This window comes from Desulfosarcina cetonica JCM 12296 (assembly GCF_001311845.1).
GTDB classification, from domain to species: Bacteria; Desulfobacterota; Desulfobacteria; order Desulfobacterales; family Desulfosarcinaceae; genus Desulfosarcina; species Desulfosarcina cetonica.
Genome location: NZ_BBCC01000076.1, coordinates 1 through 19,522, shown reverse-complemented (window position 1 = coordinate 19,522; position 19,522 = coordinate 1). Strand labels below are relative to the sequence as shown.

The following is a 19,522-nucleotide window of genomic DNA, read 5'->3' as shown; positions in this document are numbered from 1 at the left end:
GGGAATCTTTAACAGCCCGCTCTTGAAATTTTCTATAGACATCATAATATTATCGACAATAATTATAGATACTCGGCATCGCCATCGCCGTGAACAAAATGGGCCTGTTCCCAAGGGAAAGAGATCCACCGGGGGTCCCGGCTGAAAAAGCTGAAATGTGGTGTTTCGCGGCGAGTCCGGAAGCCCTCCCGGTTCAGGATTCTTCGCAAAGGTGCCAAGTTTGCCCAGGCCACTACTTTGACCGCTCCCTGTGATCGCGCCTCGTCCTTGATGAAGCGGATGGTGCGGCGAGGTTCGTCTCCAGCCTCGGCGTTCCACCTGAGATCGACAAGCGTGGCGGTTCGTCCCTCCAATCGCAGTACACAGCGAGAAACCGTCCGATCTTCCTGTTTACGGATATAAATGCGATAATTTCGACTTGGAGCCTCAACGTAGCGCCATGAAAAATAGTTGGAGTCCTGGGAAAGCGTAGCGTAATAGCTGTCGTCGAAACCGTCAAACGCTTCCCGGTCGATCCCTGTCACTTCGGTGAAGTCGCCGTATCTTCCATCCATCCTGTGTTTACGATTCTGGAAGGGCACGTTTCCGGTCAACCTCCAGAGGGCCCAGGACAGGGGGGCGACCACACAGGTTAAATATGTATTGGGGACTATCTCACGGTATCCCATTTTCAAAAGCAGACGGTACATAACGGGTGCGGTTCCTTTTGAGAGCTGCAGATCGCCAGTTTCGGCGGCATTGTTATACAGCTTGCCAATAACTCCTTTTCCTCGGTAACGCGGTAAAACCAGAGAGTTGGTTGCGAACCATGCACGCACCCTTTCCCCTTGGACACGGAGCGGCACTGCGGTTCTCATGGTCATCCCCGCATATTCTCCTTCACAGTCCGCAATCAAAATGCGCACATCTCCCGCGGGTAGCTGCATACCTCCCAAGACCAGCGGTCCCGAAAAGCCTTTGATCCCGAATACACGGATTCATACAGGGACCAGAGGCATTCTGGATCGTCACGTGAAAAATCAAAATCGCGGATAATCATAGTCGTTCTAAAAGGTAGTGGTAGTATGCCTCATGATTCCTCGCCAATCCGGTGACGCTGAATTCCTGCTTTATCTTGCTGCGATTCTTGTTTCCCATACAGCGGCGCAGTTTCTTGTCGCGGAGAACACTGCAGATTCTTTCCGACATGGTTATGTAATCTCCGACCGGGAACAGGAACCCGTTTTCGTTTTCAGTAACCAGCTCCGGGTTACCACCGACATTGGTGACGACCACCGGCACACCGCAAGCCATGTATTCTATAATCGCATTGCTGAAACCTTCGGATTCCGAGCATATCACGCCAACATCCAGATTCCGGATGAAATCAAGGGGATTGGGTATACGTCCCAGAAACTCGACATCTGCACCGATTCCCAATGAGACGGCCTGAGCTTGCAAGTCCGATTTGAGATGACCGTCCCCAGCAATAACAAAGCGGCTTCTCGGAAATTCGGAATAAACAAGCTTTGCTGCACGGATAAAATCGTCAACCCGCTTAACTGGCCGGTTCAGGTTGGCAACGATACCAATACGGAATTCCCCATCCGATTTTTCTGGCCGCTTAAGACCGGCAACTTGTTTGAAATCGAAACCGTTGTAAATGACCCGGATCTTTTCCGGCCTAATCCCGTCCGTATCCGTGAAATGCTTTTTTACTGCTTGTGAGTTTGCGATGAATGCATTGAAAAAAGGATAGGTGAATCGCATCTTGAGGGTCTCCCAAGGGGTACGCCAGAAACCAAGATCGAGGAAAGTTCCGACAAGCTTCGTATGGCAAAAGGGTCTTGACATAGCTGCCAATAGGAATGGGTCCTGGAAATGGGTCTGCACGATACGGATGTCGTATTCCTTAATATAGGACACCAGGGTTCTAATTGCTGTAATCAAGTTCCAGTTAGCAAAGCCATTAAATGGCAGCGTAATTTTTGGTATTTCCAAAGTGGAATAAAGAGAACCGGATGGCTTCAAGCAACACAGATGGGGTATGTATTGCTTGGTGTTAAGGTTACGGATCAACTCCACCAACTGCTTTTCCGCGCCACCATAATCGAGGGCGTCAATCATATAGAGAACATTGACTTTCATGCTCGGATACCAGTCAGTACACGCTGATAAACGTCGAGATACTCTTGGGCCATGCGGTTGCTGGAATAGTTTTCCCTTACCCGTCGGCTTGCAAGGCCAGCCCGGGTCCGGGCTGCATCGGGGTTTCGGTAAATCTCGAAAATGGCATTTTTCAATTCCTCATCATCTCCGGAGGACACAAGCAGCCCGCATTCGCCTTCAGCCAATGCAGAGGGAATACCACCAACGCGGGTAGCAACAATCGGGATTCCGGCCTGCATGGCTTCAAGCAGCGCTATGGGCAGTCCTTCGGTCAGGGAGGGCATGGCGAAAATCCGGCAGTCAGCCATACATGTGCCGACATCCTCGACGTAACCAGGCATTAAAACTCGGTCCACAATACCCTCATTTGCGGCCAACGCAGTCAGTTCGTCACGGCCCCGGCCTTCTCCCAGCAAAATTAGTTGCAGGTCGAAGTCTTCCCGCACCAAAGCGGCTGTCACCCGGACGAGGGAAGTGAAGTTCTTTTCCTTTGAAAGGCGGCCAACACCGAGAATGGTAAACCTGCGCTGGCAGAACTCCCGAATGCTTTCGGGATAGATAGCCGATTCGATACACTTGGATTCTATCGGAGAGATTCCATTGCAAATTACCGAACGTCGTGCCTGCGGCAGTACCCTGAGCCGGGGGTGTTCAGCCATCTTCTCGTTGACCAATACGACGTGGTCGATTAGTCTCAAACTGAGCGCATCAAACCATTCATAAACCATCATGCGACTTAACTGTCCGGTCCAAGTCCAGCCATGCAAGGTGGTGACGAGCGGCTGTCTGCGCCAAGCCATCGGCAGCAACCCTAACAGGATGTTTCCCTTGTATCCATGAGAATGCAGTAAAACTGGTCCCTCTTCGCCGCGGGACAGGCGCAAAAGGCGGCACGCCCCAACAAAATTGAGCCCGGCCGACATCCGCACCGGAAAAACCGGCAAGCTGAGGGCGGCAGCCCGCCTTTCCACAGGTTTCGTTTCGTTCTCTGGAGTACCGATGCTTACCAGTTGTGGTTTCAGTCCTAACGCTTGTTGAGCCAGCATCAGATTCAACAATACCACCTCGGCACCGTACAGACCACCACTGTCTATTACGTGAAAGATTTTTAGTTTCTCTGTACTATGTGTCATCGTTCGCTTTTTATTCTAAAATAAGCATGAACACGTAAAAGTGCATATCAGCCCAATGCCCCAAAACTTAAGAATTAATTTCTATGACCTATCACTCTAGCAGGATTTCCTGCTAATATTGAACCCTTAATATATCTCCGTCCTCCAACAACACTGCCAGCCGAAATGACACAACTATCTTCAATATTTGCACCTGGCATTATAAATGCTTTTGATCCAATCCATACATCATTTCCTATAATGACTTCTTTTAGAGTCAAGCCTTGAGTTTTTATAGGTCTGTCATTGTCCTCAAATATATGATTAGTTGAAAAAATAGTTGTTTGGGGGCCTATTAAAACATTAGACCCTATTGTAATTTTCCCCTTTCCTTCCAAAACGCAGTTGATCCCAATTGAAACACTATCTCCAATAGATATTTGTTCTACATCATAGATTGTAACCCCTTCTTTAATTATCAAGTTTTTTCCGCATCTTTTTAACTTATTACACCAGAAATCCTCTCTAATCATAATTCCAAAAAATCCTGGAATTCTAGCTATTAAATAATATTTATAAGATTTTCTAATCGTGGAATCTTTTAAGTCCCACCAAAGCCTTTTTGCAAGCAACTTATAGGATCGTTTTACCATATATTTATCGACCTCCAAGCTAAACAAATCTAATCAAATGTACCCGCAAAAAAATCACCGACCACCCGCTTAGCGGGTGGTTTGATGAAGCCCCTCCGAAGGGGGCTAAAACCCAGACCCATGAACATCTTACGTCCAATTTCGAACTTCGAATAAGGCATGCTGTCGTTTTTAATATGTGTAAACCCTTTTCACAGGCCGCACCAACGACCGGTGATTCTTTTAACCGATTGACGGAACGAAGCGGTCTCCACACTCGACGTTGGACGTTCGATGCTCACTGTTCTCAGAAATAACTTTTGCTTTCTTATCAGTATCAATCAACTCAACATTTAATCCATTTCTAGCAAAGATGAAGGCGATTTTATCACCTTGAAATGCCTCTCCAGGTTGTGGTGGGGTCAGAATTCGCATCCCTAAAGATTTAAAACGATCAATTTCAACGTTCATATCATTACATTTAAAGCATAAGTGATGAAGTCCACCACCTTTGGCGGCGAATGTGTATATTGGTGAAGACTTGTCCGTTGGCTCGATCAGCTTTATCTGTATCGATTTCGGTTTCGTCATAAACACAACGTAAACTTTCTGTCTCGTATTTTCCACAATTTCGGTAAATTGTTTATACCCGAAACCATCTTCCCATTGCCGGATACTTTTTTCCAGAGACATGGTGGCAATGCCAATATGATCTATATGCATACGTGCCCTTTCCTTCATCCAAATTTCATTCTATTACGATCTCCAAATAAGCTATCACTATCGGCAATTTTATCGACACCTTTCCTTCCGATTTAGACAGGATTGAAACTTCTTCTGATCATTACTTTTCCATTCAAGATCAAGGATAGAATCAATCGTCCCCCCTTCTTCTACCATCTATGAGCTTCAACCCTTTCTGGGACTCCAAACCACCATCTTTTGACCCCATAGAAATTTTACCACCGCATGTGCCGATGCGACATTCAACAGGAAAAAGTACTGAGAAAAGTTTAATATTTTTCCGGTATTGCCTGGTTTGGTAACCATGAACGAAATAACAATGGCAACCACCAGCATCATTTGCATAGAAAAGGATAGAACATACAGGCTGCCATGGCCAAATAAAAACAAATTGGCCAGAAGCGCCGTCAATATAAAAACGAAACACCCATACCGCATGACTTTATGTGACCAAAGCTGCCAGGAAAACAGTTTTGTTCCCTTTTTAAAAGCCAGTAATCCACGCATGTCAAACAGTGCCCAAACAGCTCTCAGCGAAACCCTTACACGCATTTTGTACTCATCTGCTGTTTCCTTGAGCGTATCTTCTTTGAGTAGAGCTTCAGGCTCGTAAATCACACGATAGCCATTTTCAGTGACCTTCAGAGGCAGGACAAAATCAGGCAATTGGTCGGCCCGCATAGGATCGTATAGATTTTTTCTAACAGCATCAATTCCGCCATCCACACCAACAATAGAGCCGACTTTGGTCTCGAAAGCACGCAGCCAATTTTCATATTTCATATAAGCGCTGCAACCATCTCCAACCAAAGAACCGTCTGGATTAACATAGACCATCTTTCCGCTGACGTAGCCCACGGCCTTATCGTTGAAATTGGCCATCAAGGCTCTAACGGCATATTGGTCGTAGATTGAATTTGCATCTGAAAAAACGAGGATCTCCCCCTTTGCGTGAGGTACAGCCATATTCAGCGCGGATGTTTTACCGGCGCGCGGTTCCTGACGGAACAATTGGATGCGTGGATTGTCGAACGCCTTGACCAAGTCATCTGTTCCATCGGTTGATTCATCGGAAATAACGATGATGTCGAGTTTGTCCTCAGGATAATCCAAATCCAGTTTGTTCTGAATGGTTTGCGTGATATGTTCGGCCTCGTTGTAGGCCGAAATAAGAATTGTCACCGATGGCTCGATTGGTTTTTTATCTACTTTTTTGTTCAATATTAGTGAGATCAGCATCACCACGATTGGATAACCGAGGTATACATAAAAGACCATGAATACGGAAAACCAGAAAAAAAATAGTGCCATTTAATGTTTCTCCATAACACTACAGCGAAAATTATAGTAGACGCCTAAATCAGAAGCATGTATACTTCCAAATAACAGGGCGATCAATCGGGGCCATGGCGTTGCGCATTGTGTGTTCGTCGGCTTGAATGCGGGTTTTTCCGCTACCGTGAATCGGCGCCCTATCGTCAACAACCCATTTGCTGCCTGCCATGCAATCAACCCAAAAACAAAACGATGGCCTGCCGCCAGTGCCGGTTGTCATCAACACAGAGGCAATTGCCGGCACGTTGAACGACTTTGGTCCGGCCATTGTGAAACCCGTCGGTGGTTCGGACTGGGAGTCATTGTGGGATCGCTGGGTCAGCCGGCATCACTACCTGGGGTATCGGCAACTGCTCGGGCATCGACTCAAGTACTTGGCTTTTTTGAAAGATCGCCCTGTAGCAGCCTTGTCGTGGAGCGCACCGGCATTGAAACTGGCCGTAAGAGACTGTTTTATCGGTTGGTCGCCGAGTCAACGAAAACGGCATCTGTATCAAGTAGCCGCCAACAGCCGTTTTTTGATTTTACCTTGGGTTCAGGTCCCCAATCTGGCCTCACATGTGCTGGCCCTCAATATCGCGCGGCTGCCAGCGGATTGGCTACACCATTTCAACCATCGACTCCTGCTATTGGAGACTTTTGTCGATTCCCGCTATTTTACGGGCACCTGCTATAAGGCTGCCAACTGGCTGCACGTGGGGCATACCCAGGGTAGCGCCAAACAAGGCAAGGGATATCGTTATCATGGCAACCCCAAGGAGGTTTACCTTTATGTTTTAGACCCGGACTTCAGACAAATTATTGATTGCCGCCAACAGCCCGCCCCTATTCTTGTTCTTGATCGCCCCCCACTGACCCAAACCAAGGTGGAGGCGCTGGTCATGCTATTAGAACATTGCCGATGGCATCCGCAACTGACCGCCGACTTGAATCTCGATACCGATGATATCGAGACGATGGCCAAAGAGCTGGTCAGTTTTCATCAATGCTTTCATGAGGCTTATGGCCGCATCGAACATCACCGCCTGGGATTGGCCTATCTATCCGGACTCATGAGTAATGCAGAAGCCAAATCCGTGGAACCGATCGCGCTTGAATTTCTCGATAAAAAGTCCGTCCGTTCCATGCAGATGTTCATGAAGACTTTTCGTTGGGATCATGGGGCCATGCTGCAAACCCATCAGAAGATGCTGGCGGAGTTGATCGCCGCCCCCGATGGGATGATTACCATCGACCCCAGCGACTTTCCCAAAAAGGGCAAGGAGTCGGTTGGCGTGGACCGACAGTATTGTGGCGCTCTCGGAAAGGTTGAGAACTGTCAGTCCGGTGTCTTTATCGGCTATTCCAGCGACAAAGGCTACGGTCTGCTCGGTGGCCGATTGTATATGCCGAAAAGCTGGTTTTCCCCTGAGCAGAAAGAAAGGCGCCAATTCAACTTGGTCCCCGAAGATCTTGTCTTTGAGACCAAGCAGCAGATCGCCTTAAAATTAATCACCGAGATCGTCGCCACAGAGCATTATCCCTTCACGTGGATTGGCGCCGACGCTGCTTTTGGTAGTGACATGGAATTCTTGAACGCCTTGCCCAAGAATTGCTTTTATTTTGCCGCGATCAAGTCCGATACCCATGTTTTCACGAAAAAGCCAAAAGTGGGACTCCCGCCCTACAAGGGGCGTGGCCGCCGTCCCACCAAACGCAAAGTATTACCCGGACAACCCAAGCCGCGAAGTGTTGTCGAGATCGCCAAATCCGATCGCGTATCCTGGAAACCGGTCGTTGTTGCCGAAGGCGCCAAGGGACCCATCATTGCAAAAGTTGCCCGACTTCGCATTTATTTGTCTCGCGATGGCTTGCCGACGGGTGACCCACAATGGCTTTTCTTGCGAAAGAACGACGATGGCAAGATCAAATACGCCATCTCCAATGCACTCAAAGAGATCCCACTATCCGAGATGGTAAAGGCCTCCTCCATGCGCTGGCCCATCGAGCAGTGCTTTCAGGAAGGCAAGAGTCAAGTGGGCATGGATTGCTATGAACACCGATCCTGGCCCGCCTGGCATCGACACATGATCTTCGTATTCCTGGCTCTACACTTTATGCTACGGATGCGATTGCACTTAAAAAAAAACACCTTTGTTGACGGTACCCCTGGTGCGAAAAATACTATCATTAGTACTTCCGCTCAGATCTCTGAACGCCGAGGGGATGAAGGAGATTATTCAATATCATCTGCGTCGCAATTTCATCGCTTACATGTCGCATCGAAAGAAAAGGGTCAGGCTGGCCAAAGCTTATAACATCTATGTTTCGCTGTAGTGATAATGGACAAAACTATAATTGATTAAGCCACGGACACACACAGATAGCTTCGCTAAGGAGATTAGGCCATAGGCTGAAGTGGTTTAGGGCTGTATGATTGAATCCGATTATAGCTTTTTTAGCCGCGACCAAACACGAACTTATTCAGACAATTTTATTCAGCCTTTGGCTGGAAAACCAACATCATCTATGTCTCACCGCCCACTTCGCTCGAGGCGCAAAGTCTGCAGAGGATTTATTTTGCCTTGGACACACATGGACGTACCCGGACATTTCAGTCCACCTTCGGTGGCAAGAAAATAAGTGTTTGCTTGTGTTCGCGTGGTTCTGTGGCTCCTTTAATTCTTTAGGCGAAGCCCTGAACCATTTCTTTGCGTCCTCTGCGACTCTGCGGTGATAATTTTGATCAACAGCTCAGATGACAGTCACGAACTTTGTTGGTTGGTTACGTAGTCAAAGAATGCTGGGTAAAAAGCTTGAATGAACGTTTCAGCTGATTTGGCGGCATCCTCGACATGATTTCCCTGAATCGTCACTGAAACGCGCACAAAGGCGTTGTCCTCGGGTTTCGAACGCAGCTTCGCCCAGAAATTATTAAGCTTTTGTTTTAATGTTCCGGGTGATGTCCGGTCGTAGGCCTGAAACCAGTAGAGGATCAGCTCTCGTTGCTGTCCTTTACGGATCATGATTTGTTCAGCACTTACCCTGCTCCCGGCTGTTGTCACGGAGGCAGCTTTTGGCGTAGAGATTTCCCAACCTTGCCCCGGAAAGCAAACCAGCGGGGAGTGAGCCGCACCGACCTTATCGGCTGTGTAATAATATCCGATGTAGAGGGTGACGACGCGCTCTCCCTCGCTATACGAACGAAACAGATAGTCATCCAGGTTAAGTGATTCGACAATATGTTGCTCCATTGCAACATCGTTTACCGCACTCCATCTACCAACTGTTCGAATGCTTCTGACAGCCTCATCCTGCTGGTATGAACAGGTGCAACGGTTTTGAAATTAATTAAAAATACCGCTGCTAAAAGACAACCGATAATATATATCAGCTGATTTCTCGTTTTGCGTCCCATTTCGAAAGAATGCCCCTTAACATTGCCACCAACACCAACGCCAATACAAAGACGACCACACCAAAGGTAGTATGCAGCGACCCTTCGGAAAGATCCAAATTCAAATAATAAAAGGCGATGATCATCAGTACGACCCGAAAAATGTTAACCAGTACCGCTGCCGGAATGCTGCTGACGATCAAAATTCCTCGCAAGAAATTGGAAGACAAGGTCATGTAGCCAAAAATTGTGCAAAGCGTGATCAGGGACATCAGTGAACGGAGCCCACTACAGGCCTGAACCACTTCGAGTGTTCTACCGGGCAGGTGGATCACATTGCCTTCCCTGAACACCGGCACGTCCAAATAGCCGACCATCGCCGCACTGGCTTTCGACACCATCAATTGCAATGGAATCGTCGCCATGGAGTATATCTGCCCCGGAATCGGAATCATAAGAATCAAGAGTGCCAGCGGGAAAACCAGATTTTTAAAGACCGATTTCCCGAACAATGCCCAGACGATCGCCCAGATGGCCAGGACAAGTGAAAAACTACTGACTGTGGCGATGCCGGCTTTGAAGGCAAAAACGTACAACACAATTGCCAAGGTCACCATGGTTCGGCCACCCACCCCGGGTTCGATAGCCGCGCACTTCAATCTGGCACGGTTTTGCCAGATGATGTACAGACTAATCGGAACAATCAACAACCCATGGGAATTATCATCAGATTGGATCCACGTCTCGACCAGCGTTTTGATCACCGGTAAAAAGGCAAAAACGAAAACGATCACCAGCCTGAATAAAAACCAATCATGGCTGGCATCATTTTCTCTTTTTTGTCCTCGACACTGTTCATTAAATGCCTCAGCTCAAATTGGCCAGAAGCAGGATAAACTGTTCCGCCACCTTTTTGCGGCCAATTTCGTTCAAATGGCCTCCATCCATGGTGTACCCGGGATACAAGGAATAATAGGTAACGCCGTCCACTTCGAAGCTTTGACGGCTGCCGTCTGGTTTGGTCGACTCAATCTCAGCGATATCGACTATCGGATCCTTGCCTTTGTATTCTTTTCTCAGCAATTCATTGTATTGGTTTCTTCTTATATTGTCGTTGAACTCCCATATTTCCTTTTTCCCCATCACCTGTTTTAACCAGGTTTTCCACGTTTTATTTGTCACTGTGAGCGGGTCGGTAAAATGGATGATCTGAAGATCAGGATATTCTTTCCTTATATTCTCGATTCTCCGCTTATAATCGTCAAACAGTTTCGCAACATCGGTTTTGCCGGTCATATCTACATAGCAAAACTTCAGCGCAGCGGCGTCAGCTTTACTGCCGACACCTTGTTCAAGAACGTTTTCAAATTCGTCCATCTTGGTTTCGGGCTCTGTATTTTTCCCAACCCTGGAATGCGCGAGAACACCGGGTTTAATATCTCCGCTATCTTTGGTTTCGACAATCTTGAGTTTGATTTGTGGATATTCTTTCATCAAATCTTTGACGCCATCCATAATGTTGAAACCAACCGACTGATGGCCAAAATAGATTTTCTTATGAGATAGCTTTTCCCAAGCAGCATCAGGGATATCTTTCAGGCTGCTATAGGTAACTTTCTTTTGTTCCATTTCACCTCCGGAGCAAGAGATTGTTGCTATGATAATTGTGAAAACTAGTACGAGAAGTGGATATTTGTATTTCATTGGGGGGTCTCCTTTTTTTAGCGTGGAGCGCACCATCGAAGCGAGGAAGATCGGAAAAGCGGAAGATTGAAAAAAACCGTTCAAAAAATCAGTCACGATTTGGTCCCTGATTTAAAACAGAACTTTCCTGCCTGTTTTTCCATTCCATTCAGCATTGCGATGATTCGCTCATACTCATTATCGAGTTCCCTAAATTGATCTTTATTGAGATAGGAACAGGATTCTGCAAATTCCAACCAGCATTGTGTTTCAGATGCTTCCTGCATTGAATCTGTTAATTTATTCTTGAAGACTGCCTTGTATGCTCTTTTCCTCCAACCTTCTGCCAAATTTGAGCAAACTGACCTCGAAGAACGCCGTATTTGGTCAACCATTGAATAGCGCTCTTCAGCTGGGAACAATTTTGTAATTGTAAAAATCTGCATTGCAGAATCAAATGCAAGTTTATATACATCAAGATCCCTGAAATGCTTGATATCCCGTCTTTTTTTCATCTATCCGAATTCAGATCTTCTGCTATTACCAATATCTGTTATTGCATTTTTCCGAAGTTCCGCTCTTCAGCTTTTCCTAACTTCAAGAATGCAAACCTTCCCCATCCTTATTCCAATAACCTTTTGCCTATCGCCCATCGACTATAGCCAAGCTTCTATACAATTATCTGGAACGATTATTAGTTTTTATTTTGAGTTTTGAGTTTATTAATTTTGTTGTTTTTATTCCTATAGTTTCAGTTTCGTATACGAATACGATTTTCCTCAACAATCCACAAACACCCATTGAGTGGCTCAATTTGCAGCTTCTTCACTAATCGAGAAAAAACTTGCATAATATAAGGTTTGTCATGATGCGTTAAACGCAAAACGATAATTCCATAATATTCCCCTGGTGGATATGCCCTTATATCGGCAAAATCCGTATCCAGTGTGACCAAGATACGCTTCTCTTGTTGACAAATAGAAGCAATCGTTGAATCAGCACTTCCACCTAAGTCCTGATCTAAAACGGTCATGGAGTTGTAACCTGACTGTCGTAACAAATGCGCTACATCGACCGGTAAGTTCTCATCAATCTTGAATTTCATGTAAACAGCGTCTTATGCATTCATGGCAACTATCCGTTCTCTGGTAAGCTCAGCAGCATAAGAGACAGCCGCCTGTACCATTTCACAACTAAGCGACGGATAGCTTTTAACTATTTCTTCTACCGTTAAACCTGATGCCAGGTTGTCCATCACAACCGAAACCATGATGCGCGTACCCTTAATACAAGCAGCGCCATGACACATCTTAGGATCAACCGTGATATGATCTTGCCATTTCATGAATCCCCCAACAGTTGAATTTTAAATTTTTGGTTTTGAATTTTAAAGTTCCAATCTGCTTGTTGTGGGTTGTGGGTTCTTGCTGCGAGACTCGCAGGAAAAGCGAGACAAGCGTGAAATGCCTTTGTTTTGTTGTTTTATATGTTTAATCAGTTTGCCACTCATTGCACCAATCATTTCTATGAGATGTTGGCGATGGACTATGGGCAATTGGCTATTGGATATGGAATGCTATATAGGTATTGATTTTATCCTAATCGATTGTTCTGTTGGCAGAATACACTGATCCAATAGAATACGGATCAAGCTGCCTCCAGTGGAATTATCTGACTTTCAAGATTTCTTGCCGCAAATTCAAGAGCCTGCCTGATGTCTTCATCTTCGAGTTCAGGGTACTCAGTATAGAGCTCTTCTCTATGAGGGTATAAGGCAACTGCTTCGACAACCCTTCGGACTGTCAATCTAAGCTTTCGAATGCAGGGTTGACCATTCATTACCGTTGGATCAATGGTAATTCGGTCCATTTTTTTCCCATAGTTACCTCCCATCATAGAAATCATCTCGATCTTGTTAATCCGGCCTAACGTCCCTCTGCTCTTCCCAATCTCTATTATTACATTTTCCGAAGTTCCGCTCTTCATTATTCCATCGGCTATTGCCTGCTTCTGAAGTGCTTTAAGGACTCAACAATCCGTTCAAGTCGTAGTGCTGACCGGTATGTACAATAATCGGTTCCGCCCACGTCTCTTTGGAGAAAGCGTGGTAGAGTGGGGCGATTTTCATAAAATTGGGTCTGGCAGCGGCGATAAAATGGATTTGCATGAATACCTGTTTGTTGGTTTGGTTGGTTATATTGGCTTAAAAAACTTATCGCCCACTTCGTTAGAGGCGTAAAGATCGCAGAGAGAATTATGGGACACGGAATTAGGTTACCTTTGAGCACGGAGCTTGGAGCGCAGAGTTTGGAACAGAATCCGTGTTTCTCTGTGTGAATACGTGTGCTATTATTTTCTTGCCACAGACGCACACAAACGCACATAGACAATTTTTATCAGCCTACGGATGGAATCAGAAACCTGCTTTGCGTTGCTTCGGTGGTATTCAAATCAGGCCTAAAAAGTACTCAACTGAGATGCGAGCTTGTTTTAGAATATGTGAAAGCGTCGACCGTTTGATGGGTTGTGAGACGGAATTGTCATTTTTAACACCTCATCATTCAAATGCTTTTGAAGGCGTATGTGGCTCCCCTTCTGTCGAACAACTACCCATCCGTCTCTTTGCAACACTCTGATTACCTTCTGATAGCCAAGAACCGGCACCTTGGTCATACTGCGATTTCCGCTATTTCGGCACCATCAGTTAGCATAAAATCATCAGCAACAGGTTCAAGATAGAGTTCAATGGCTTCTTTTATATTAGCAAGAGCTTCTTGTTTATTATTCCCTTCGCTAATACACCCAGGCAGGCTAGGCACGTAAACAGTATATCCCCCTTCATCGCTGGGCTCAAAAACTATTTTCAATTTCATCTTCCAATTCTCTTTCTTTTCTTGGACTCGGATGAACGCAGATTTGGGTCGTTTTTAAGCACGGAGCGTGGAGCATAGAGTTTGGAACATTATCCGTGTTTCTCCGTGCAAATCCGTGTACTATTTTTCATTTTGCTCTGCGACTCTGCGGTGAAATATCTTTTGTCCGTGTATGTCAGTGATGATGTGCCCGGCAATATCCACGCAGGTTTCGATCATCATTTGCAAGGTTCTTTCGATAATTCGCTGGCTCTTCCAATCGCTTTTATAGTCATCGACCGAGATGGAACGGAAATCCTGGATTTGGGACGCATACTCTTCAAGTTCACTTAACTTTCGGAGAACAAGCCTTTCATCAACCTTGATAAAACCGCCTTTTAAATATGGCCGACTCCAGTCGACTGTAATCGAAGTATTTTCGCATGATCAGCGAATAATGAGCGTGCCTTACAAATGGTTGTTTGTCTACCATCAAGCGATGGTTCTTAATCACATTCATACTAAGCGAAAGCGATGACTGGTTCAATACGATCAAATCGTATCTCATCGGTATTCAGGATGTCAATCAAATCCTCCAAAATAGCCATCTTTGCATCGATGCAATCCACGCCTTCATCAAGGTACACGGCAATATCGACATCGCTCAACGGCTTTACATCGCCTTTCGCCAATCCGCCGAGCAAGTACGCAAAAATTACGTCTTTTCTTTTTTCCAGATACTGGCTGGCAGACTTGATACGATCCGAAATATCTTTTGGTAATTTTGAATATCTGATCATTGCTTTTTTTGCCACGAACGGACACCGACAATCATTTTTTAGCCTTCGATTGAAAGGCCGTTTATTGGACACGGATTAACGCAGACAAAGCTTTAACTTGACTCTTTTAATAACTTGGCAAATAAATCTTTCATAGCTGATAAATATGAAGGGCATTTTTTATAAATATCAGCAGCCTGTTTTTCATTATAGGTATGTGATAGTAAATTTCTTGACTTTATCATTTCCAGAAAAATATCTTCTTGTTCGACAATTGAAAGGGAATATGCCTCCACAAAGACCTGTCTCGGCGATATGGTCCGAACACCGTGTATATCTTCTAAAAAAGTTTTCAGCGTCTTCCACATTAACTCATAGGTGAATTCAAATCGCTGTATCGTTGCATCCATGACAATTGAAGATTCAGGTTCCTTCATCACTTCGGAAAAACGATCCATCGCTTTTTTGAATAAGATCAGGCTCCTCTTCAATTTATCCGAAGTCATACTTCGATATCCTTTGTATATTTCAATGCGATCTTTTTGAATTCATCATCAACTGAGTTGAAATCGACAATATCGATTTTCAATAAAGTGGGTATCTGTTCCAATTTTTCCTGTATCTTGAGTAGCTGCCTCCCAGTGATTCGGGTATTCGATATAACACCAATATCAATGTCAGATTTATCGCTGCCCGTACCTTTGGCGCGGGAGCCGAATAAAAACAGCCGATAGTTACCCTCCAATTCGTCACTGATAATCAGCGCAGCCTGTCTTAAGATTTCTTGGATATCCATCACTCACACAGATTACAGCTGAGAAAAGCACGATACAATTTTATCTCGCCGCAGGCCAATGAATACGGCTGTTTTGAATCTGTGGCAATCAGTGTAACGCCGTGTACTATTATATTGATTTTTATCCGCATTTATCTGTGAGAATCCGCGTCCAATTATGGCCTATTGAACGGTGTAGCCTCGTTTTTCCAACACGTCCTTCAGCGTCGACCGCGCGCTCCCCTCCCCATGCACCAATTTAATCGCACCGGGCTTTTCAGGCATGGATTCGATCCAATTGAGGAGGTCGTTTTGGTCGGCGTGGGCGGAGTAGCCGGTCAGGGTGTGAACCTTGGCGTTGATGGTTTTGCGATCTCCGTTGAGGTAGACGTAGCCGCCGGGCTTGTCGGCATGTTCCTGAATGGCACGACCGGGTGTTCCCACTGCCTGATAACCGACAAAAAGAATGTCGTTTTTTGGATCTTCGATGCCTCTTGCCAAATGATCGATGATCCTGCCGCCGGTGCACATGCCGCTGCCGGCAAGAATAATGGCAGGGCCCTTGGCATCACAGAGCTTGAGATGATCGCGGTGGCTTTCCACCGCATAGAGCCCGTCGAAATCGATGGGATGGTCTCCACTGAAGAAAAGATCCCTGGCTTCCTTATCCCAATATTTGGAAAGCTGCGCATAAATCTTCGTTATTTCAAGACCCAGAGGGGAATCCACGAACACCGGTGGGCGTTTCTGGCCTTGAAGCGCGGGAAACATTTCCTGGCAGACCGGATTGGAAAAAAGCCGGTCCATTTCGTAGATCAATTCCTGGGTGCGGCCCAAGGAGAAAGCAGGAATAAAGACCTTTCCGCCATCCGACAATGACCGCGTCAGGACTTGGCCCAAGCGTTTGATCCGATGGGTTCGATCATCGTGCAGCCGGTCGCCGTAGGTGGATTCCAGGACGACAAGATCAGCGGTTTCAGGAGCCTCAGGATCCGGTAAAATCGGTGCGTCTTTGGCACCGAGGTCACCGGAGAAAAGTACGGAGCAGCCGTTGTTTTTATCTTCGAAGCGGACGAAGCAGGATCCCAGGATGTGGCCGGCCCGCTTCATTTTGAAGGATATCCCCTTTTGTAAATCGAATGGGTCACCGCACTCGAACCCCCAGGACAGATCGTCGATGGTCTTCTCGATACCGCGGAGATCTTCCACGGGAATATCGGAAAACTTCATGGCGTCGGTCAGCATGGGAACAAGCAATGCCTTGGTGGGATGCGAGCAAATGATTTCGCCCTTGAAACCATTCCGGATCAGTTCCGGCAGTCGGCCGATGTGATCGATGTGAGCATGGGTGAGAAACAGGTAATCGATCTCGGTGGGTTTGATCGGCCAGCTCTCCATGGGAGATTCCGGATCGTTGCCCTGGGTCATGCCGCAATCCACCATGATGTTCAGGCCATTTGCCTGGAGCAGGTGGCAGGAACCGGTGACACAGTTTTCGGCGCGAGATGGGTGATGTGCATTGGTTAATCGATGGTAATTTCTTTGTTTATCATGTAACTCTTTAATTTGTCGACAATACGTTCTATCTCCGGAACAAATCGAACAACATCGGAAAAAAGTGCGTGCAAGTCATCATTTACATATTCATGGGCAATTTGATTACGGAGTTCTCTTATATTAAGCAGGTCATCAGCATTATCTACGATTTCAATTTTTTCCAATAAATTTGCAGCATCCAAAAATGTTTTTGGATTTTCCTGAATCAGTGCAAATAATGTTTTCAACACTTTCTGAGTAAAAATATCTGATGTCCGTGCAAATCGAGACGTCAGTGCTTCCAAACTTTCCTGCTCACTATTGTCAAACAGGGCTTTTTCATAAATTGTAATACATTTTGAATACGAATAACGGAGTGCGGATAAAGAACGGTCCAAGTTGGCCATGTTTTCGTCAAACTGCTGGAGCAACAGTTTTCTTCTTCCCCTTACTTTCATAGCCTTACCGCCTCTAACATTGCCAATTCTTTAAAGGTCGAGGATTCGTCGTTCTTGTAACTGACGATATCGATTTTTTGAAACCCAAATCGTTTCCCAAACGCGATCCGAATATCTCTGATTTCTTGAAGAGATAGTTTCTGGTGCCCAATCACGAGAATATCTATATCACCACCTTTCAATTTGTCGTCTCTCCTCGATCCAAAAAGAAAAATATCCGCATCGGGAATTATTCTGGAAATCGTCTCCTTCAAAAATCGTATCTGTTCTTTTTTGAGTCGCATTGAAAAATTGGGGATATATTGTTTGTTTTTTGGGGCTTTGTGCTATGAATTCGCCCCTAAATCATTTTCAAAAACGAGCCGCCGATCGGAATATTTTTTCCGGTTCCATCAACCGATCACCCACACTCACCGAGTGCTCTTGATTAATCCATCCAGCATTTGTCTGAGTGCTACCCGCCAGTGTACAGGGGCAAGACCCAATGAACGCCAGGACGCGGTGCAGTCGAGTACACTGTATGCCGGACGGGCGGCCAGGGTCGGGTAGTCGGCGGTGGTAATCGGGCGGATGGGAATCGGTTTTTCGATCAATTGGCGAGCCAGTGCTTCTTCGGCAATGGCGACGGCAAAATCGTACCAGCTGGCTACCCCTGCATCCGTCCAATGGAAGACGCCCTTGAGATCCGGCCGGGCAACGGTTCTCCAAATGGCATGGGCCAACGTTGTGGCCCAGGTCGGACCGCCGATTTGATCCGCCACGATTCCCAGTTCAGTCTTTTCTTTGAGCAGGCGTAAAATGGTCAGTACAAAATTATTCCCGAACTGGCTGTAAAGCCATGCCGTTCGAATAATGACCACAGCATCCAGCTCATTTAAGATATTTTGTTCTCCCTGATGCTTTGATTTTCCGTAAACGCCGATCGGATTGCACACGGCATCAGGTGCATAAGGCGTGCATGCCGTTCCGTCGAAAACATAATCCGTGGAAACGTGAATCAGGCGTGCTCCAGTTTTAGCGGCAGCACGGGCCAGATTCTGTGGCCCCGTGGCATTGATTCGATAGGCAAGTTCAGCCTCCTCCTCGGCCCGGTCCACGGCCGTGTAGGCAGATGCATTGATGATCACATCCGGTTTTTCAGACGCCACCACTGTCATTACGACATTGGCATCGGTAACATCGAATGCGGGCAGGTCGACGCCCCGTATAGCCACCGATTTCGGTGCCGTTTTCATCAATGTTGTCCCCAGTTGTCCATTTTTGCCAACAATCAACACGTTCATGCGAACACCTCCGCACGCTTGAAGGAAACCCCCTTTTCATCCTTGGCGGATAATTGTGGGCGACCGTTGAGAGGCCAGCGGATATCGAAGTCCGGATCGTCCCAACGGATGCAGCGCTCGTGCTCCGGTGCATAGTAGTCAGTGGTTTTGTAGAGAAACTCCGCCGCTTCACTGGTTACGAGGAATCCGTGGGCAAACCCCGGTGGTACCCAGAGCTGGCGTTTGTTCTCGGCGCTCAGGTAGGTGCCTGTCCAGTGTCCAAAGGTTGGCGAGGCGCGACGGATGTCCACAGCCACATCAAATACCTCACCGAAGACCACGCGCACCAGTTTACCCTGGGGCTGCCGGATCTGGTAATGCAAGCCGCGCAGAACGTTCAGTTCCGACCGGGAATGGTTGTCCTGAACAAATGTGACTGTTTGTCCCGTCATTTCCTGGAACATTCGATGGTTATAGCTTTCGAAAAAAAATCCACGCTATCGCCGAAAACCGTGGGTTCGACAATCAGTACATCAGGGATTTGAGTAGGTTTGATTTTCATTCCGTTTTTCGATCTTTTTGGGCGAAGCCCAACCAAATAGGTCCTCTCTGCGGTCTCTGCGGCTCTGCGAGAGACATATTTTTTATCTCGCCCACTTCGTTCGAGGACGCAGAGGCGCAGAGTGGCGTTAATTCCTGAGAGGGAAATCAAACAATTTGGATTGGTACCGTTTTAAGTTCTTCTTTTCTGAGCGAAGCCAACCACATCTGACCTTCTCTGTGTGCTCTGCGGCTCTGCGAGAGACATATTTTTTATCTCGCCCACTTCG

26 protein-coding genes are annotated in these 19,522 nt (G+C 46.5%); 2 read left to right on the top strand and 24 right to left on the bottom strand.

Annotated elements, in window-relative coordinates; translation table 11 throughout:
• Positions 1-62: 62 nt before the first annotated feature.
• The 6 genes from JCM12296_RS17385 to JCM12296_RS17365 form a co-directional block, all read right to left on the bottom strand.
• Positions 63-863, bottom strand: coding sequence for a hypothetical protein (locus JCM12296_RS17385; RefSeq protein ID WP_246804475.1), 801 nt, complete (start codon positions 861-863; stop codon positions 63-65).
• Between the two features lie 172 nt (positions 864-1,035).
• Positions 1,036-2,127 carry a glycosyltransferase gene (locus JCM12296_RS17380; RefSeq protein ID WP_054695793.1) on the bottom strand — a complete coding sequence of 364 codons (1,092 nt, stop codon included), beginning with the start codon at positions 2,125-2,127 and terminating at the stop codon, positions 1,036-1,038.
• Positions 2,124-3,281: a glycosyltransferase gene (locus JCM12296_RS17375; RefSeq protein ID WP_054695791.1), complete on the bottom strand. Its 1,158-nt coding sequence runs from the start codon at positions 3,279-3,281 to the stop codon at positions 2,124-2,126. The genes JCM12296_RS17380 and JCM12296_RS17375 overlap by 4 nt, the downstream gene beginning before the upstream one ends.
• 74 nt (positions 3,282-3,355) lie before the next feature.
• Positions 3,356-3,913 (bottom strand): acyltransferase, encoded by a 558-nt coding sequence (locus JCM12296_RS47655; RefSeq protein WP_083456234.1) that lies wholly within the window; start codon positions 3,911-3,913, stop codon positions 3,356-3,358.
• A gap of 222 nt (positions 3,914-4,135) precedes the next feature.
• The gene (locus JCM12296_RS17370; protein WP_054695788.1) at positions 4,136-4,615 is read right to left on the bottom strand and encodes a VOC family protein; all 480 of its coding nucleotides are present in this window, start codon (positions 4,613-4,615) and stop codon (positions 4,136-4,138) included.
• A gap of 186 nt (positions 4,616-4,801) precedes the next feature.
• Positions 4,802-5,947, bottom strand: coding sequence for a glycosyltransferase family 2 protein (locus JCM12296_RS17365; protein ID WP_054695785.1), 1,146 nt, complete (start codon positions 5,945-5,947; stop codon positions 4,802-4,804).
• A gap of 191 nt (positions 5,948-6,138) precedes the next feature.
• Between JCM12296_RS17365 and JCM12296_RS17360 the strand changes: the two genes are divergently transcribed.
• Complete coding sequence (locus JCM12296_RS17360) at positions 6,139-8,268, top strand: IS701 family transposase (RefSeq protein ID WP_054695783.1); 2,130 nt, start codon at positions 6,139-6,141, stop codon at positions 8,266-8,268.
• A 447-nt stretch (positions 8,269-8,715) separates the two neighbouring features.
• Here the strand turns inward: JCM12296_RS17360 and JCM12296_RS17355 are convergent, their stop codons facing one another.
• The 7 genes from JCM12296_RS17355 to JCM12296_RS17330 all read right to left on the bottom strand — a co-directional run bounded on the left by JCM12296_RS17355 (position 8,716) and on the right by JCM12296_RS17330 (position 13,016).
• Positions 8,716-9,246 carry an exosortase C-terminal domain/associated protein EpsI gene (locus JCM12296_RS17355; protein WP_281492042.1) on the bottom strand — a complete coding sequence of 177 codons (531 nt, stop codon included), beginning with the start codon at positions 9,244-9,246 and terminating at the stop codon, positions 8,716-8,718.
• 94 nt (positions 9,247-9,340) lie between these two features.
• Positions 9,341-10,141, bottom strand: a complete 801-nt coding sequence (locus JCM12296_RS17350) for an exosortase/archaeosortase family protein (RefSeq protein ID WP_054695776.1) — start codon at positions 10,139-10,141, stop codon at positions 9,341-9,343.
• Positions 10,142-10,214: 73 nt separating this feature from the next.
• Positions 10,215-10,976 (bottom strand): hypothetical protein, encoded by a 762-nt coding sequence (locus tag JCM12296_RS17345; RefSeq protein WP_157067699.1) that lies wholly within the window; start codon positions 10,974-10,976, stop codon positions 10,215-10,217.
• 167 nt (positions 10,977-11,143) lie between these two features.
• Positions 11,144-11,545 carry a four helix bundle protein gene (locus JCM12296_RS17340; protein ID WP_054695771.1) on the bottom strand — a complete coding sequence of 134 codons (402 nt, stop codon included), beginning with the start codon at positions 11,543-11,545 and terminating at the stop codon, positions 11,144-11,146.
• 236 nt (positions 11,546-11,781) lie between these two features.
• Positions 11,782-12,135, bottom strand: coding sequence for a DUF5615 family PIN-like protein (locus JCM12296_RS17335; RefSeq protein ID WP_054695768.1), 354 nt, complete (start codon positions 12,133-12,135; stop codon positions 11,782-11,784).
• A 12-nt stretch (positions 12,136-12,147) separates the two neighbouring features.
• Complete coding sequence (locus tag JCM12296_RS36560; protein ID WP_083456231.1) at positions 12,148-12,375, bottom strand: DUF433 domain-containing protein; 228 nt, start codon at positions 12,373-12,375, stop codon at positions 12,148-12,150.
• 302 nt (positions 12,376-12,677) lie between these two features.
• Positions 12,678-13,016: a DUF433 domain-containing protein gene (locus tag JCM12296_RS17330; RefSeq protein WP_246804472.1), complete on the bottom strand. Its 339-nt coding sequence runs from the start codon at positions 13,014-13,016 to the stop codon at positions 12,678-12,680.
• 118 nt (positions 13,017-13,134) lie between these two features.
• Here JCM12296_RS17330 and JCM12296_RS47650 point away from each other — a divergent pair, with 118 nt between their 5' ends.
• Complete coding sequence (locus tag JCM12296_RS47650) at positions 13,135-13,269, top strand: hypothetical protein (RefSeq protein ID WP_281492041.1); 135 nt, start codon at positions 13,135-13,137, stop codon at positions 13,267-13,269.
• Positions 13,270-13,520: 251 nt separating this feature from the next.
• On the opposite strand, the gene JCM12296_RS50590 is transcribed toward JCM12296_RS47650, so the two are convergent.
• The 11 genes from JCM12296_RS50590 to rfbC form a co-directional block, all read right to left on the bottom strand.
• Positions 13,521-13,703 (bottom strand): type II toxin-antitoxin system HicA family toxin, encoded by a 183-nt coding sequence (locus JCM12296_RS50590; RefSeq protein WP_213181585.1) that lies wholly within the window; start codon positions 13,701-13,703, stop codon positions 13,521-13,523.
• A complete protein-coding gene (locus JCM12296_RS17325; protein WP_054695765.1) occupies positions 13,700-13,903 on the bottom strand; it encodes a type II toxin-antitoxin system HicB family antitoxin in 204 nt (67 codons plus the stop codon). Before JCM12296_RS17325 ends, JCM12296_RS50590 begins: the two co-directional genes overlap by 4 nt.
• Positions 13,904-14,023: 120 nt before the next feature.
• Positions 14,024-14,269 (bottom strand): HepT-like ribonuclease domain-containing protein, encoded by a 246-nt coding sequence (locus JCM12296_RS50585; RefSeq protein ID WP_422698820.1) that lies wholly within the window; start codon positions 14,267-14,269, stop codon positions 14,024-14,026.
• A 134-nt stretch (positions 14,270-14,403) separates the two neighbouring features.
• Positions 14,404-14,697: a nucleotidyltransferase domain-containing protein gene (locus JCM12296_RS17315; RefSeq protein WP_157067698.1), complete on the bottom strand. Its 294-nt coding sequence runs from the start codon at positions 14,695-14,697 to the stop codon at positions 14,404-14,406.
• A 77-nt stretch (positions 14,698-14,774) separates the two neighbouring features.
• Entirely contained in the window at positions 14,775-15,167 is a 393-nt protein-coding gene (locus JCM12296_RS17310) for an HI0074 family nucleotidyltransferase substrate-binding subunit (protein WP_054695757.1), read from the bottom strand.
• Positions 15,164-15,457: a nucleotidyltransferase family protein gene (locus JCM12296_RS17305; protein WP_054695754.1), complete on the bottom strand. Its 294-nt coding sequence runs from the start codon at positions 15,455-15,457 to the stop codon at positions 15,164-15,166. Before JCM12296_RS17305 ends, JCM12296_RS17310 begins: the two co-directional genes overlap by 4 nt.
• A 162-nt stretch (positions 15,458-15,619) precedes the next feature.
• A complete protein-coding gene (locus tag JCM12296_RS17300; protein ID WP_246804471.1) occupies positions 15,620-16,864 on the bottom strand; it encodes an MBL fold metallo-hydrolase RNA specificity domain-containing protein in 1,245 nt (414 codons plus the stop codon).
• 95 nt (positions 16,865-16,959) lie between these two features.
• Positions 16,960-17,430, bottom strand: coding sequence for a hypothetical protein (locus tag JCM12296_RS17295; protein ID WP_054695748.1), 471 nt, complete (start codon positions 17,428-17,430; stop codon positions 16,960-16,962).
• On the bottom strand, positions 17,427-17,714 hold the full coding sequence (locus JCM12296_RS47645; protein ID WP_083456229.1) for a nucleotidyltransferase domain-containing protein: 288 nt from the start codon (positions 17,712-17,714) through the stop codon (positions 17,427-17,429). Before JCM12296_RS47645 ends, JCM12296_RS17295 begins: the two co-directional genes overlap by 4 nt.
• Before the next feature lie 126 nt (positions 17,715-17,840).
• On the bottom strand, positions 17,841-18,713 hold the full coding sequence (gene rfbD / locus JCM12296_RS17285) for a dTDP-4-dehydrorhamnose reductase (protein ID WP_054695742.1): 873 nt from the start codon (positions 18,711-18,713) through the stop codon (positions 17,841-17,843).
• A complete protein-coding gene (rfbC, locus tag JCM12296_RS17280) occupies positions 18,710-19,144 on the bottom strand; it encodes a dTDP-4-dehydrorhamnose 3,5-epimerase (RefSeq protein WP_306304066.1) in 435 nt (144 codons plus the stop codon). Before rfbC ends, rfbD begins: the two co-directional genes overlap by 4 nt.
• Positions 19,145-19,522 lie beyond the last annotated feature (378 nt).